At 41.5% G+C, this 13,056-nt stretch carries 16 protein-coding genes and 1 pseudogene; 10 read left to right on the forward strand and 7 right to left on the reverse strand.

Features of this window, described 5'->3' with window-relative positions; translation table 11 throughout:
- Window positions 1–17: 17 nt before the first annotated feature.
- Window positions 18–239: pseudogene (locus PBF_RS19045) on the reverse strand (NifU family protein); the annotation flags it as partial.
- Window positions 240–421: 182 nt separating this feature from the next.
- Here PBF_RS19045 and PBF_RS19050 point away from each other — a divergent pair.
- On the forward strand, window positions 422–745 hold the full coding sequence (locus tag PBF_RS19050; protein ID WP_035331973.1) for a YuzD family protein: 324 nt from the start codon (window positions 422–424) through the stop codon (window positions 743–745).
- Between the two features lie 49 nt (window positions 746–794).
- Here PBF_RS19050 and PBF_RS19055 read toward each other — a convergent pair whose 3' ends face one another.
- Complete coding sequence (locus PBF_RS19055) at window positions 795–1,862, reverse strand: NAD(P)/FAD-dependent oxidoreductase (protein ID WP_035331975.1); 1,068 nt, start codon at window positions 1,860–1,862, stop codon at window positions 795–797.
- A gap of 279 nt (window positions 1,863–2,141) precedes the next feature.
- On the opposite strand from PBF_RS19055, the gene PBF_RS19060 reads away from it, so the two are divergent.
- Entirely contained in the window at window positions 2,142–2,381 is a 240-nt protein-coding gene (locus tag PBF_RS19060) for a YuzB family protein (RefSeq protein ID WP_035331977.1), read from the forward strand.
- Between the two features lie 42 nt (window positions 2,382–2,423).
- Here PBF_RS19060 and PBF_RS19065 read toward each other — a convergent pair whose 3' ends face one another.
- Window positions 2,424–3,119 carry a DUF2225 domain-containing protein gene (locus tag PBF_RS19065; protein ID WP_035331978.1) on the reverse strand — a complete coding sequence of 232 codons (696 nt, stop codon included), beginning with the start codon at window positions 3,117–3,119 and terminating at the stop codon, window positions 2,424–2,426.
- A gap of 193 nt (window positions 3,120–3,312) precedes the next feature.
- Here PBF_RS19065 and PBF_RS19070 point away from each other — a divergent pair, with 193 nt between their 5' ends.
- Complete coding sequence (locus PBF_RS19070; RefSeq protein WP_035331980.1) at window positions 3,313–3,675, forward strand: HesB/IscA family protein; 363 nt, start codon at window positions 3,313–3,315, stop codon at window positions 3,673–3,675.
- A 55-nt stretch (window positions 3,676–3,730) separates the two neighbouring features.
- Here PBF_RS19070 and PBF_RS19075 read toward each other — a convergent pair whose 3' ends face one another.
- A complete protein-coding gene (locus PBF_RS19075) occupies window positions 3,731–4,729 on the reverse strand; it encodes an NAD(P)/FAD-dependent oxidoreductase (protein WP_035331981.1) in 999 nt (332 codons plus the stop codon).
- A gap of 382 nt (window positions 4,730–5,111) precedes the next feature.
- On the opposite strand from PBF_RS19075, the gene PBF_RS19080 reads away from it, so the two are divergent.
- From PBF_RS19080 to PBF_RS19100, 5 genes are all read left to right on the forward strand, one after another.
- Window positions 5,112–6,329: an NAD(P)/FAD-dependent oxidoreductase gene (locus PBF_RS19080; protein WP_035331982.1), complete on the forward strand. Its 1,218-nt coding sequence runs from the start codon at window positions 5,112–5,114 to the stop codon at window positions 6,327–6,329.
- Between the two features lie 87 nt (window positions 6,330–6,416).
- A complete protein-coding gene (locus PBF_RS19085; RefSeq protein WP_035331983.1) occupies window positions 6,417–6,908 on the forward strand; it encodes an NUDIX domain-containing protein in 492 nt (163 codons plus the stop codon).
- A gap of 161 nt (window positions 6,909–7,069) precedes the next feature.
- Window positions 7,070–7,195: a YuiA family protein gene (locus PBF_RS26205; protein ID WP_159867914.1), complete on the forward strand. Its 126-nt coding sequence runs from the start codon at window positions 7,070–7,072 to the stop codon at window positions 7,193–7,195.
- A gap of 103 nt (window positions 7,196–7,298) precedes the next feature.
- Window positions 7,299–7,622 carry a YuiB family protein gene (locus PBF_RS19095; protein ID WP_035331986.1) on the forward strand — a complete coding sequence of 108 codons (324 nt, stop codon included), beginning with the start codon at window positions 7,299–7,301 and terminating at the stop codon, window positions 7,620–7,622.
- Between the two features lie 193 nt (window positions 7,623–7,815).
- The gene (locus PBF_RS19100; RefSeq protein WP_035331988.1) at window positions 7,816–8,529 is read left to right on the forward strand and encodes a 3D domain-containing protein; all 714 of its coding nucleotides are present in this window, start codon (window positions 7,816–7,818) and stop codon (window positions 8,527–8,529) included.
- A 54-nt stretch (window positions 8,530–8,583) separates the two neighbouring features.
- Here PBF_RS19100 and PBF_RS19105 read toward each other — a convergent pair whose 3' ends face one another.
- From PBF_RS19105 to PBF_RS19115, 3 genes are all read right to left on the reverse strand, one after another.
- The gene (locus PBF_RS19105; RefSeq protein WP_035331989.1) at window positions 8,584–9,366 is read right to left on the reverse strand and encodes a cobalamin-binding protein; all 783 of its coding nucleotides are present in this window, start codon (window positions 9,364–9,366) and stop codon (window positions 8,584–8,586) included.
- A gap of 14 nt (window positions 9,367–9,380) precedes the next feature.
- A complete protein-coding gene (locus tag PBF_RS19110; protein ID WP_035331991.1) occupies window positions 9,381–9,857 on the reverse strand; it encodes a divergent PAP2 family protein in 477 nt (158 codons plus the stop codon).
- A 247-nt stretch (window positions 9,858–10,104) separates the two neighbouring features.
- A complete protein-coding gene (locus tag PBF_RS19115; protein ID WP_035331994.1) occupies window positions 10,105–10,770 on the reverse strand; it encodes a hypothetical protein in 666 nt (221 codons plus the stop codon).
- A 303-nt stretch (window positions 10,771–11,073) separates the two neighbouring features.
- On the opposite strand from PBF_RS19115, the gene PBF_RS19120 reads away from it, so the two are divergent.
- A complete protein-coding gene (locus tag PBF_RS19120) occupies window positions 11,074–11,451 on the forward strand; it encodes a DUF309 domain-containing protein (RefSeq protein WP_035332069.1) in 378 nt (125 codons plus the stop codon).
- Between the two features lie 88 nt (window positions 11,452–11,539).
- Window positions 11,540–13,048, forward strand: coding sequence for a leucyl aminopeptidase (locus PBF_RS19125; RefSeq protein ID WP_035331995.1), 1,509 nt, complete (start codon window positions 11,540–11,542; stop codon window positions 13,046–13,048).
- Window positions 13,049–13,056: the final 8 nt, after the last annotated feature.

Raw genomic sequence — 13,056 nt, forward strand, 5'->3', positions numbered from 1 at the left:
CTTTTTGCAAAGGAAAATTAAAATACTTGTTCTACTTCGACTACACCAGGTACTTCTTCCAAAAGAGCACGCTCAATACCGGCTTTTAACGTAATCGTTGAACTTGGGCAGCTGCCGCATGCACCAAGAAGGCGCAATTTAACGATGCCATCTTCAACATCCACCAATTCACAGTCCCCGCCATCGCGAAGAAGGAATGGGCGCAATTTATCTAATACTTCCTGAACTTGTTCAGTCATAGTTGTTTGTTCTGCCATGTGAAATCGACTCCTTTCCATACATTTATTATAATCAAATCAGTCTTAAAAATCTATTCCAAGAACGTAATTTCCACTCATTAGGAGAATATTTTTAATAGGCTCGTTAATGTTAATGTTGTAAAATGAAGGGAAGAACAAGTCTTGCATAGGGGGAAGGAAGAGTGAGAAAAGAGATTGAAATCAGTGTTTATGGTGCGGATCAGCTTTGTCCAAGCTGTGTCAACCTGCCATCATCCAAGGAAACTTATGAATGGCTGGAGGCAGCTCTATCCCGGAAATTTGCCAATCAGCCTTTTAAAATCGTGTATGTTGACATTCATAATCCACCCGAAGAAGAGGACAAAAAAGAATTCGCACTAAGGGTGATAGAGGAAGATATGTTTTACCCGGTTGTCCTGATTGAGGATGAGATTGTCGGTGAAGGCAACCCAAAATTAAAAACGATCTATGCAGAAATGGAAAAGTACGGATACAAGGCAGTTTAATAAAAAATGAGCATCGATCAGGATGCTCATTTTTTATTAAAAAGTTTGCTTATCCATTATGGTATTTATACATCCAAAGTATTCCGGACTTCAGCAGGCGGGCGACGCGGCCTGTGATAGGGCGTTCTGCAACCAGACCGAAACCATGCTTTTTGCCCAGTGATCCAAGAACTCCTTTAAGCTTGATAACTGGCAATGTTTCAGGAAGCTCCTCGCCTTTCCACCGTTTCAATAGGATTTGAACGATTTGCTCTGCCTGCCCTTCTGCAAGCTGGGCACTTGGTGCATGCGGAAGGCTTGCGCAATCACCTACAACATATACATGTTCATTTCCGGGTATATTGTGATGCTTGGTTAAAACTACGCGTCCTTGCGGGTCTTTTTCCACATTCATATCCCGAACCACTTTGTTCGGCTGGATACCTGCGGTCCATACAATGGCATCGCAGTGGATGGGTTCGTCATGATTATAAAGGGTTTTTTCTTCTACTTTAGTAATATTCGATTGGTTAATGATTTCAACATTATGTTCTAAAAACCAATTTTCTACATACGTGCTCAATCTTTCGGAGAAGGCAGACAGTATATGCTTCCCTCTGTCAAATAATTTGACTTTCAAATCCGGACGGCTTTCATTTAATTCAGAAGCCAATTCCACTCCGCTTAATCCTGCACCGACAATTCCAACAACAGAACCAGGAGATAGGTTATTTAAAGCTTCATATGTTCTCCGGGATTTTTCAATTGTCTGGATGCTGTATGTGTGAATGTCAGCTCCCGGAACATTATGGTATTTATCTTCACATCCGAGCCCAATAATTATATCATCATATGAAACAGGCTCTTCTCCCTGAAGATATACCTTGTCTTCCTCGATGCTGATTTTTGTCACTTCACCGTATTTGATGGTCAATCTCTCATGTTCAGGGAAGGATACACGCACATGCTGGTCAGAAATGGTACCGGCTGCAAGAGCGTAATATTCAGTCTTTAAACAATGATAAGGCACACGATCTATTAGTGTAATAGAGACATCATCGGGAAGCTGGTTAGGCAAAAGTCGGGCAAGCGCCCTCATACCGCCATAGCCTCCGCCAAGTATCACAAGATTTTTCATAGTATATTTCCCCTTTATGTCCGTACTGATTGCTGTTACCGAACCTAAATAAACCTTAATAGTTATCTGAAAAAAATAAATAAATGATATTATTAACCTCAAACCCATAAAAAGTATAACGAAATTGTGACAAAATCACAACACAAATCAGCAGAAAACTTGACAATAAACGACATGAAGTGGTAAATATGCATACTTATAAAAAAAGATTAATGGAATCACTTTCTTGCAGAATTCAGGTAAAAAAGGTAGCATTAACAGGGTAGAGAGGTGAAAGATGTGATTAAGCCAATCATCGAATTTTGCATCAGCAATTTGGCCAGCGGCTCTCAAAAAGCGCTTGAACAGCTGGAAAAGGATTATGACCTGGATGTCATCGAATATGGCTGTCTTGGGTATTGCGGCAAATGTGCAAGCACTCTTTTTGCGCTTGTTAACGGAGAAGTGGTAACTGGAGAAACACCAGATGAACTGGTTGAAAATATATATCAATATCTGGATGAAAATCCGATGTTTTAACATAGAAAAGGAGCGATTAAATTTCGCTCCTTTTCTTACTCCTTAATGAGCGGCAGTTTTTTGTTCCTGTCTCATTTCATACCAGCGTTCTCTGGCCATTTCAATTAATTTTGGCTCAGTGGAGCGGGTTTGCAGTTCAATTACTTTTGAAAAATATTTAACAGCCTGTTCAGACTGATGTGTCCTTCGGGATAGCTCCCCGATCAGATAAAAAATCCTCGTTTCAGAAATAGATGATCCTTTAAAATCATCTGACATATATGACTCCAAATATTCCTTTAGAGAAAGCTTCAAAAAGCGCTGTTCCTGAATATCATTCTTCATACTCCGGTAAAGCCAGGCAAGTCTGACGTGTAAACCCGCCATAATAATATGCTTCTCACTTTTTAAAGTTCCGCAATATATAGCCAGCTTATAGGTGTTGACAGCATCAATGCCGGATCGATCCTGGCCATAATCCTGGGGAATCCAGGCACTTGCGACTTTAGACTGGATCATGTCAAGGGCTCCCGGCGGGAAATAAGGAGAAAAATCTTCTGATTCTGAGTAGCCGCAATGCGGGCAGGTATTAATATGATAGAAAAGAGGGTTCATGCTTTCATCAGAATAATTAGGGCAGAAATCACTGTCATAATCAGCAACTTTTACAAATCTGGAGCGGAGTTTTTTAGTGGTGAAACTCTGTTTGCAGACTCTGCATTCGCATTTTTTATCATAAGTAGGCTTTAATTGCTGCATAGAATGCCACCTCCGTGGATAATGATTAAGACTATTATACCATGTTTAGTCCGCTTTCTGAGTATAAAGAACTATTTCAAGGGCTGTGTCAGAAAAAAATTAGAAAAAGTAAAAGCCTCTTAAGTTGAGCACATACCTTTTACTGTATATACTATGTTTATAGAAGTATCCTTACATGACAGGAGGGAATAACATGGAAAAAGTTGTGGATATAACAGAAGCAGCAGCTTTGCATATAAAAGAAATGATGAAACAAAATGAGGAAGAAGATGCATTCTTGCGTGTAGCTGTTAAGGGAGGCGGATGCAGCGGGCTTTCCTATGGAATGGGGTTCGCACACGAAGCCGAGGAAGGTGATATCCAGTCAGAGCACTATGGAATTCAGGTTCTTGTCAGCAAGGAAGACGCACCTATCTTAATTGGCACAAAAATTGATTATAAACAATCAATGATGGGCGGCGGATTCACAATCGACAATCCCAATGCCATTGCAAACTGCGGATGCGGATCCTCTTTCCGTACCGCTGCAAATACAGGTACACCGGAAGAGTGCTAAAATAACATAGCGCATCAAAAAAGGACGGTCCCGAACGGGCCGTCCTTTTCATATCCTATTTGCCAAACATGGAAGAGCTGTGCATTGGCTGTACTTTCGCTTTTGGATCAATGTAGGATTTTGCGTGATTGACGGCAGTTGGCGCTTCACCGAAACCGCAGGCAATAAGCTTGACTTTCCCGTCGTATGTGCAGATATCTCCGGCCGCATAGATGCCTTCGATATTTGTTTCCATTCTGGAGTTAACAACGATGGAGTTCTTTTCGATATCAAGACCCCATTCCTTAATTGGGCCAAGAGAGGAAACGAATCCGTAGTTAACGATCACAGCATCAACATCAAATACCTCTTTCTCCTTTGAAGCCACACCTTCAAGTACGACTTGGCTGATCCCTTTACTGTCACCAATAAGCTCAGCAGGAACATAAGGTGTCTTAATTTCAACTTTAGAGTTCTGGAGATTTTCAACACTGTGCTCATGCGCGCGGAATTTATCGCGGCGATGAACAATCGTCACTTTCTCAGCGATAGGCTCAAGCATTAATGCCCAGTCCACTGCAGAATCCCCTCCACCGAAAACAACTACTTTTTTGCCGGCGAATTGATTTAAATCATCAATAAAATAATGAAGGTTTTTGCCTTCGTATTGAACTGCACTCTCAAGTTCAAGACGGCGAGGCTGGAAAGCGCCATTGCCGGCAGTGATAATGATGGTTTTTGAATAATGCACTTCTTTATTGGTTGTAAGCTTAAATGTTCCATCAGCTTGCTTTTCTAACTTTTCAACAGATTGCTCAAGTGATACAGTGGGCTCGAATTTAGCCATTTGTTCCTTAAGGTTATCAATTAATTCCTGGGCGCGGACTTTCGGGAAGCCGGCAACATCGTATATGTATTTTTCAGGATAAAGAGCAGATAACTGTCCCCCAAGCTGCGGCAAGCTTTCAATAATTTTTACTGATGCTTGTCTCATGCCCCCGTAGAAAGCAGTGAATAAACCAGTTGGCCCCCCGCCAATGATGGTTATGTCATACACTTTTTGATCTTCTTTCATGCAATATCCCCCCACGTATGTATTGAAATTCCACTCTTTATTTTAACATAAATCGTTTGAAACCTCACGAATAGAGGTAAATATTATGAATAATTGGAAGATTTCAAGTGAAATAGATAAAATAAAAACACGTATATTTTTATAATTTCCCCTGAAATTTTTAAGTTTTTCGTCTATTTTTTTAGGGTTGAAAAACTATTTGAAGTAGAATAAGATTAATGGAGGAATAATGTTAATATTTTATGACAATTTTTTGAGTTTTTTTGAACTAATTAGTGAATAAAATCACAAAGTTTTTTTATGTTTTTTGCTATAAAAAATATAAAGCAGCGGAAGATAAGAAAACATTAGAAAATACTTAAAAAAGGTGGAAGTGATACACTTGAGAAAGCCAAAGATTGTAATCCTCGGTGGAGGATACGGCGGGTTAATGGTTGCAACCCGTTTGCAGAAATCTGTAGGAACAAATGAAGCGGAAATCGTTTTAGTGAACAAGAATGACTATCATTATGAAACAACATGGCTGCACGAGGCATCAGCCGGAACACTTCATCATGATCGTGTACGCTACGATATAAAAGATGTTATTGACCGCAACAAAGTTGAATTCGTTCAGGGAACTGCTATTGAAATTAAAGCAGAAGAAAAGAAAGTCATTTTAGAAAACGGCGAAATTGACTATGATTATCTGGTTGTTTCACTTGGAGCCGAGCCGGAAACATTCGGTATCAAAGGACTTAAGGAACATGCATTTTCAATTGTCAATGTAAATGCTGCACGTCAAATCCGCGAGCATATCGAATATCAATTTGCTACTTATAATACAGAAGCCGAGAAAAAAGACGAGCGCCTGACAATTGTTGTCGGCGGTGCAGGCTTCACTGGAATTGAATTCCTTGGAGAATTGGCAAACCGTGTTCCTGAGCTTTGCAAAGAGTACGATGTGGACTACCATAAAGTGAAAATCATTTGCGTGGAAGCAGCTCCAATGGTTCTTCCAGGCTTTGATCCTGAGCTTGTTAATTACGCTGTATCCCACTTGGAGAAAAAAGGCGTACAATTCATGATCGGAACAGCTATTAAAGAAGCTACCCCTGAAGGGATCATCGTTGGCAAAGGCGAAGATGAAGTAGAAGAAATCAAAGCTGCAACCGTTGTCTGGGCTGCAGGTGTACGCGGAAATTCTATTATTGAAAATTCCGGCATTGAAGCAATGCGCGGCCGTGTAAAAGTTCAGCCTGATTTGCGCGCTCCTGGCCATGATAATATGTTTATCATCGGAGACTGCTCATTAATCATCAATGAAGAAATCAATCGTCCATACCCTCCTACTGCACAAATTGCTATGCAGCAGGGTGAAGTATGTGCAAGAAACATAACTGCTTTAATCCGCAATAAAACTGAGCTTGAAACGTTTACACCGGATATTAAAGGTACTGTATGTTCTCTGGGCGAACACGATGCCATCGGTGTGGCATTCGGAAAGAAAATGGTTGGGACTAAAGCTTCATTCATGAAGAAGATGATTGATAACCGTGCTCTTTACATGGTTGGCGGACCATCTCTTGTATTGAAAAAAGGTAAATTCAACGTTCTTTAATCAAACAGCTATCATTTATATATGGGGATGGACTCTAAAGTCTGTCCTTTTTTTTCGTGAGAGAATTACGTAAAAGGGGGTTTTCGAATGGGAGTCGAACATAAAAGAGGAAAAGTGTGGCTTGCTGTTTCGGGGCTTGTTATTTCTCCTGAGGGCAACTGGCTTGTCGTTAAAAAGAAATACGGTGGCCTTAGAGGCAAATGGTCTCTGCCGGCAGGTTTTGTGGAGCCAGGCGAAACGGCTGATGAAGCTGCAGTCCGGGAAGTAGAAGAGGAAACCGGAATAAAATGTACAGTGAAAGGCCTGCTTGGATTGCGCACAGGTGTCATAAAAGGGGAAGTCAGTGATAATATGATTTTGTTTTTGCTTGAAGCTGAGCCTGAACAATCATTAAAAGTTCAGGAAAGCGAACTTTTCGATGTGCAGTATCTCAATCCGAAAGAGCTTGCTAATGACCCTGAGGCCTCAGTCCTTTTAAAATACATATTAGATTCTTCTGATTCCTCTCTCAAACCTTTAATTGACGGTATTAATCCCGGGGATACTTTTGGCTATACAGCATATAAAGTATTTTTATAATTTTCTGAAATTTAAAGAAAGAACGAGAAATTAGAAGTAAATAATGCTTGTATGCGTTTCCAATAATAGTTTTTCATGAAATATGGAGCTTTTCATTTGTTCAAATCCTTGATATATTATCAGAAAATTCAGTTACGATAACCCAAAAGGAGATGAATGAAATGACAGCTAAGAAATATGAAAACAAAGAGTGTATGTATTGTTCCGGTAAAGGGTATTTTCAATTACTTTTAGGCGGATCTGAAACCTGCAGCTGCTGCGGCGGAACAGGAAAGAAAAAGGAATAAAGTTTCATTAGCGGGTGTGCTGATACACCCGCTTTTCTTGTTGACTCCCCAATCCACATTAAAGTACACTAATTATTGATGTGTTAAGGGAGGAAACAAGTTCATGCAAATGACGATTTTCGTTTTGCCTATTTCGATGCTTTTGTTTTTTGTACTTTTTTTTGGGATAGGTTTTATATTAAATATGCTGTTAAGAATGTCTTGGATTATGGCTATTATTTATCCTGTTATTGCCATCTTTATCATTGATAAAGTTCGTTTCATTGAGTATTTTCAAAATCCGGGGGAATCTTTTTCCAGTCTTGGCGTTGAATTGTCCAGCCTCGCTTTGGCTGACATCCTTATTCTCAGCAGCGGAATGGCAGGCGCCATCGTTGCCGGAATTACGATTAGACTTCTCCGTAAAAAAGGATATCGAATGTTTTAAATTGATGATGAAATCTCTGCCGGATGCAGGGATTTTTTTATTTTTTTTGATTAGTGTGATTAAATAGGGCAAGCCTATGGCATTACTGGTTTTATCCTGTCTGAAATCGGCTGCTTGAAGACTTTCTCTCCCATAAGTTATGAATATTTCTATCGAAGAAGGGAAATGACTAACTTTGGGAGGAGTGTAAAAGATGAGCAAATTTACAAAATGGGTGAAACGTACAGTAATGTCAGCCTTATTTATAGGTGCATTATTGACAACTTTTCATTCGATATCCGGTGTGGAAGCAAGATCAATTATTCAGCTGCAGCAAAATGCTGAACAAGCTGGCGAAAGTGGAAATTCAAATTTTGAACATACATTAAAATCGGTTGGAGTAGCATTTAAATTTTTGAAGCAGGCCGTGAGCCTCGAACCGAAGATTTCTGCGAGTGAAGCTGTGGCAATTGAACAAGCGCCGACATTGGAAGAATCAATTGACTGGTCGCAGTATCAGAAAAGACAAGTTATCGCTACCGGATATACCGCTTTTTACGAGTCGACAGGCAAAAATCCGGATCATCCGTCCTTTGGTATTACATACTCAGGTGTTAAAGTTAAAAGGGACTTATACTCTACAGTCGCAGCAGATTTAAATGTTTTTCCGATTGGAACGATCCTGTTTATTCCTGATTATGGTTATGGTGTTGTAGCAGATAAAGGCGGTGCCATTAAGGGGAATAAATTGGATCTCTATTATGAAACGGTTGATGATGTTTATAATAATTGGGGAAAGAAAACACTCGATGTTTATATCGTTGAAATGGGCGATGGAACCCTGACGGAAGAAGATTTAAGGTTACTGAATGAAAATGAAGCCATGCAGGTATTCAGACAGCAATATATTAAATCTGAGAAAAAATAACCCAGCAGATTCAGGCAAATCCGGTATAATGAACGGATTTGCCTTTTTCTTTTATCAGATAGAAAGTGCCTGGGGATGGATCTTTTCTGCTAATTTTATGGCCCCTTCAATCAGCCGCGGTGAAGGCCTGCAATACAGTTCTTCTTCCAGAACCAGAATTCTGTTCTGTTTTACTGCTTCCAATCCACTCCAGCCGGGACGTTTCAGGACAATCTCGGGATTTACCTTTTCTCTTCTGACACCGACCCAGGCAAGACAGATATAATCCGGCTGCCGATTCAGGACATCCTCCCAATCAGTCTGGACGCTTGCAAGCTCAACATCAGCAAATAAATTCCGTCCACCGGCTATTTCACTGATTTCCGTCAGCCAATTGACCTTGCCTGGTGTGAATACAGGCTTTGGCCACCATTCCCAATAGAGGCTTGGTTTTTTCTCAATTCTGCTTGAGATGACCTGCAGTTCTTCTATTTTCTTCGTAAACTGTTTAGCCGCCAAAATCCCTCTCTCAGGCCTCCCGATTTTTTTAGCAGCAAAAACCAGGTCATTTGCAATATCTGCGAGACTTTGGGGATTTAAGACAATATGGGGAATCTGCCTTTTTTCAAGTTCTGCTACATTCTTTTCCATGCCGGGAACACTCAGGGAGGCAAGCACAAGATCCGGTTTCAATTCCTCCACTTTATCCATATTAATAGACAAGTCAGGACCCAGCCGGGGCAGATTGGAAATTTGCTCCGGCCAATCCGAATAATCGTCCACTCCCGCAAGCATATCAGTCAACCCCAAGTATTCCACTAATTCCGTATTGCTTGGGCATAAGGAAAGGATTTTCATTCATATCACAACCTTTAGGAAAATAAGTAATGAAGCCCTAAAGTTAATAAGATTCCTGTCAGGCCGCCAAAGAGTACTTCTATCGGCTTATGGCCCAGCAGCTCCTTTAATTCTTTTTGTTTTTCCTGGCCCGCTTTTTTCTGCCATGTCTTTGCTTCTTCAACGAATTTATTGAAGTCAGCAACAAGCTGGTTTAATACAATAGCCTGTTCCCCGGCCTGACGCCGCACTCCGGTAGCATCAAACATGGTGATAATGGCAAAAACGGCAGAAACAGCGAAAACAGCGGAATCCATTCCGGTCTCAAGTGCCACCCCGGTTGAAAGAGCTGTTACTGCAGCTGAGTGTGAGCTTGGCATTCCGCCTGTACTGGTTAAAAGGGACCAATCCACTCTTCGGGTGGCAATAAATTGAATGGGCACTTTTACAAATTGGGCAAAGAAGATGGCTGCCAAAGCAGACCATAGAGGGAAATTTGTCAATAATTCCATGTGAGACCACCTTTGGGTTGTATGATACTCTTTGAATTCTTTTCTGCTTTCTGAAGTTGAACCAAGTTCGGACTCTGACCAGCTCAATTCAGCACTTTGTGTCCGAAGTAGAGCCAAGTTCGGACCCTGACGAGCTCATTGTGTCCAAAGCTATACCTGGCTCGGACTCTGCAGATTCAGGAACTTAGTAATGTTATACTAACTAATATTCTCCAACAGATTGTTCCTTCCTGCAAGAGGGTCTGCTTTAAGTTTTTGTTAAACCGCGCTTTTTTTGAAAATGTGCTGTTGCCGTCAGTGAAAGCAAAAGAAGCCATTCAAAGGCATTCACGGCAGCCGCACTTTCAATGGGTATATCTATGGCGCTTCCGATAATCATTAAGACGGCACCTGCAAAAAACCAGAACCATCCCTGTTTGTGCCAAATAACTATAGAAGCCGCCAGCAATACAGCGGAAACGATCAGCACCATTATCGGAGGGCCGCCCTGCGTCTCTGCGCTTGAATAGCTTAGAACTCCATATTCCCATTTATCTTCCAATTCAAGGCCGAAAACCTCGGTGAAAAGCTCCATAACAATTAATCCGGCAGTAAGCAGGTATGCAGTCAATTTTAGTGTACCTGTTTTTGCCCAATCAATATCAGCTTGTTTTAAAGTATGCCAGGAATATAGAACAAGCAGCGGCGTAAAAAAAGCGTGAATCCAGAATCGGGCATAATTCAGAAGCTTTAGAGTGCTGCCCTCCCCGATCAAACTGCCGCCAGCAAGAATTCCATTATCGTAAATCAGTCCGAGAATTACAGGCAGCAGGAAGGCAGCGCTAACATGCCTGCTGTTCTTTACAGTGAGAATGGCCCAAATAAATAACAGGATATATCCGGCTGTAAATGCGGCAAATAATAGAGGATCCATAACATTCTCCTTTCCGTCTCTATTTTCTTTACCCAATAATTCAAGATTATATTTAATCTCTTTTCTTTTTGTTAGGCTGTTTTCACAGTTTGTTGCTTGATTGATGTATATTTATTTGCTGAGTTGATTGGAGCGGAAGATGCGAGACTCCGGCGGGATGCTCACCGCCCGCCCCGCGGTTCGCTGAGCATCCCGGAGCGGAAATCAACGGTCCACATTGCTGATGAAAAACAACGATTTATACGAAATGAGCTTTTTGTTAAAATGATCAGTACAAGAAAGTCCGGAATATGGAGTGATTTCATGAAAGATTATCCTCTTGAATACTACGAATTCTTTATCAGTTTCAATGAAGGTGATTATTACACCTGCCATGATCTTCTGGAAGAAATGTGGATGACTGAAAAAGGCAATTTGTTTTTTAAAGGCCTGCTGCAAATGAGCGTCAGCATTTATCACTATGAATATGGCAATGTAAAAGGAGCAAGGCTGATGATGCAGGCTGCACATGAATATTTGCAGGCATACAGGCCCAGACATTGGGGGCTCGATCTCGAGCATGTATACAGATTTATTGAAGAATGCCTCTCCATATTTCCGGAAGATATCGACCGGGTTCCGTTTGAAAAGGTCGGTAATCTTCCTAAATTGCCTCAGCTGATACTGTATCTGGAAGAGTAGCAAAGCAGAATATTATAAAATTAGATAGTCGAAATAATTCAATATTTTCGATATAATAAAGTGATAAATAGATTATGGGGGTGCCAGTATGTTTTCTGTTAAGAAAGAATTTGACGTTTCAGCCGAACAGGAATGCCTGATTGTTGGTGTTTTTGATAAACCAGTCAGGTTTGAGGGAATACTTGCCCGTGCAGATGAACAATTTGAGGGCCATTTGACAGAACTTGTGAAGAGCGGCGATATTTCTGCCAAGAAAAAAGCCATTGCAAAAATACATACTTTTGGAAAAATTGGGGCCAAACGAGTTATTACAGTAGGTCTTGGAAAAGAAAAAGAATTCAGCTTTGAAGGATTGCGTGAAGCATTTGGAAAGGCATTCAAGGAAGTGAAATCGTCCAAGCTTCAAAATGCCGGTGTTTGTCTTGATACTTTTATTGGCGGAGATGTAGATGCGCTGGATGCAGCACATGCCCTAAGCGAGGCGTTTGCCCTTTCTACCTATAAGTTTGAAGATTACAAACAGAAATCAAATGAACCGGAAAAGGAAATCGAGAGTATTGCTGTTTATTGCGAAGCCGCAGATGAGGAAGATGTAAAGGCTTCCCTTACTGTTGGCTATGCCCACGGAAAAGGAACCAACTCAGCCCGCACTTTAGTCAATCTGCCAGGCAATATGCTGACTGCCACCGATTTGGCAAATTACTCATCTGAACTGGCGTGGAGATACGGATTTGAAGTGGAAATCCTGGAAAAAGAAGACATGCTTAAGCTTGGCATGGGTGCTCTTTTGGCGGTTAATCAGGGGTCGGCAGAGCCTCCTAAGATGATTGTCTTAAAATATCAGGGCAAGGAAGAATGGAAGGATGTTATCGGCCTCGTCGGCAAAGGAATCACCTTCGATACAGGTGGCTATTCCATTAAGCCAAAGGACGGCATAGTCGGCATGAAAACCGATATGGGCGGTGCAGCGGCAGTACTTGGCGCAATGGAAGTCATTGGCGAACTGAAGCCTGAACAAAATGTTGTCGCTGTCATTCCTTCTACAGATAATATGGTGAGCGGAACCGCATTTAAGCCGGATGATGTCATCACCTCCATGAGCGGAAAAACCATTGAAGTCCTCAACACAGATGCAGAAGGACGTCTTGCACTTGCTGATGCAGTAACCTATGCGAAGCACCATGGAGCGGACTACCTGGTGGATGTGGCAACCCTGACTGGCGGTGTCATTATTGCACTGGGGGAAGAAACAACAGGTGCATTAACCAATAATGAAGAGTGGTTTGAGCAGGTGCTGGAAGCATCCTATGAAGCTGGCGAACCAATCTGGAGGCTGCCTCTTTTTGAAAAAGATAAAGAAAGAATCAGAAGCAGCAAAATTGCAGATCTGAACAATTCGCCAGGCCGAGCCGGCCATGCGATCATGGGCGGAGGTTTTGTCGGTGAATTTGCCGAAGACACACCATGGGTGCACCTCGATATCGCAGGTACAGCCACAACAGCAAAAAACCATGATCTTGGGCCGGACGGCGCGACAGGCGTTATGGTACGCACGTTAGCGCTATTGGTTGAAAGATTTGAAGCGAAAGCGAAATAAAGATAAAT

The organism is Cytobacillus firmus DS1 (assembly GCF_000565285.1).
Lineage (GTDB): Bacteria > Bacillota > Bacilli > Bacillales > Cytobacillaceae > Cytobacillus > Cytobacillus firmus_A.

Coding starts and splice junctions, on each gene's coding strand:
- PBF_RS19055 (WP_035331975.1), bottom strand. CDS start 1,862: ATGAAAAATCTTGTGATACTTGGCGGAGGCTATGGCGGTATGAGGGCG.
- PBF_RS19065 (WP_035331978.1), bottom strand. CDS start 3,119: ATGCAGCAATTAAAGCCTACTTATGATAAAAAATGCGAATGCAGAGTC.
- PBF_RS19070 (WP_035331980.1), top strand. CDS start 3,313: ATGGAAAAAGTTGTGGATATAACAGAAGCAGCAGCTTTGCATATAAAA.
- PBF_RS19075 (WP_035331981.1), bottom strand. CDS start 4,729: ATGAAAGAAGATCAAAAAGTGTATGACATAACCATCATTGGCGGGGGG.
- PBF_RS19085 (WP_035331983.1), top strand. CDS start 6,417: ATGGGAGTCGAACATAAAAGAGGAAAAGTGTGGCTTGCTGTTTCGGGG.
- PBF_RS26205 (WP_159867914.1), top strand. CDS start 7,070: ATGACAGCTAAGAAATATGAAAACAAAGAGTGTATGTATTGTTCCGGT.
- PBF_RS19095 (WP_035331986.1), top strand. CDS start 7,299: ATGCAAATGACGATTTTCGTTTTGCCTATTTCGATGCTTTTGTTTTTT.
- PBF_RS19100 (WP_035331988.1), top strand. CDS start 7,816: ATGAGCAAATTTACAAAATGGGTGAAACGTACAGTAATGTCAGCCTTA.
- PBF_RS19105 (WP_035331989.1), bottom strand. CDS start 9,366: ATGAAAATCCTTTCCTTATGCCCAAGCAATACGGAATTAGTGGAATAC.
- PBF_RS19110 (WP_035331991.1), bottom strand. CDS start 9,857: ATGGAATTATTGACAAATTTCCCTCTATGGTCTGCTTTGGCAGCCATC.
- PBF_RS19115 (WP_035331994.1), bottom strand. CDS start 10,770: ATGGATCCTCTATTATTTGCCGCATTTACAGCCGGATATATCCTGTTA.
- PBF_RS19120 (WP_035332069.1), top strand. CDS start 11,074: ATGAAAGATTATCCTCTTGAATACTACGAATTCTTTATCAGTTTCAAT.
- PBF_RS19125 (WP_035331995.1), top strand. CDS start 11,540: ATGTTTTCTGTTAAGAAAGAATTTGACGTTTCAGCCGAACAGGAATGC.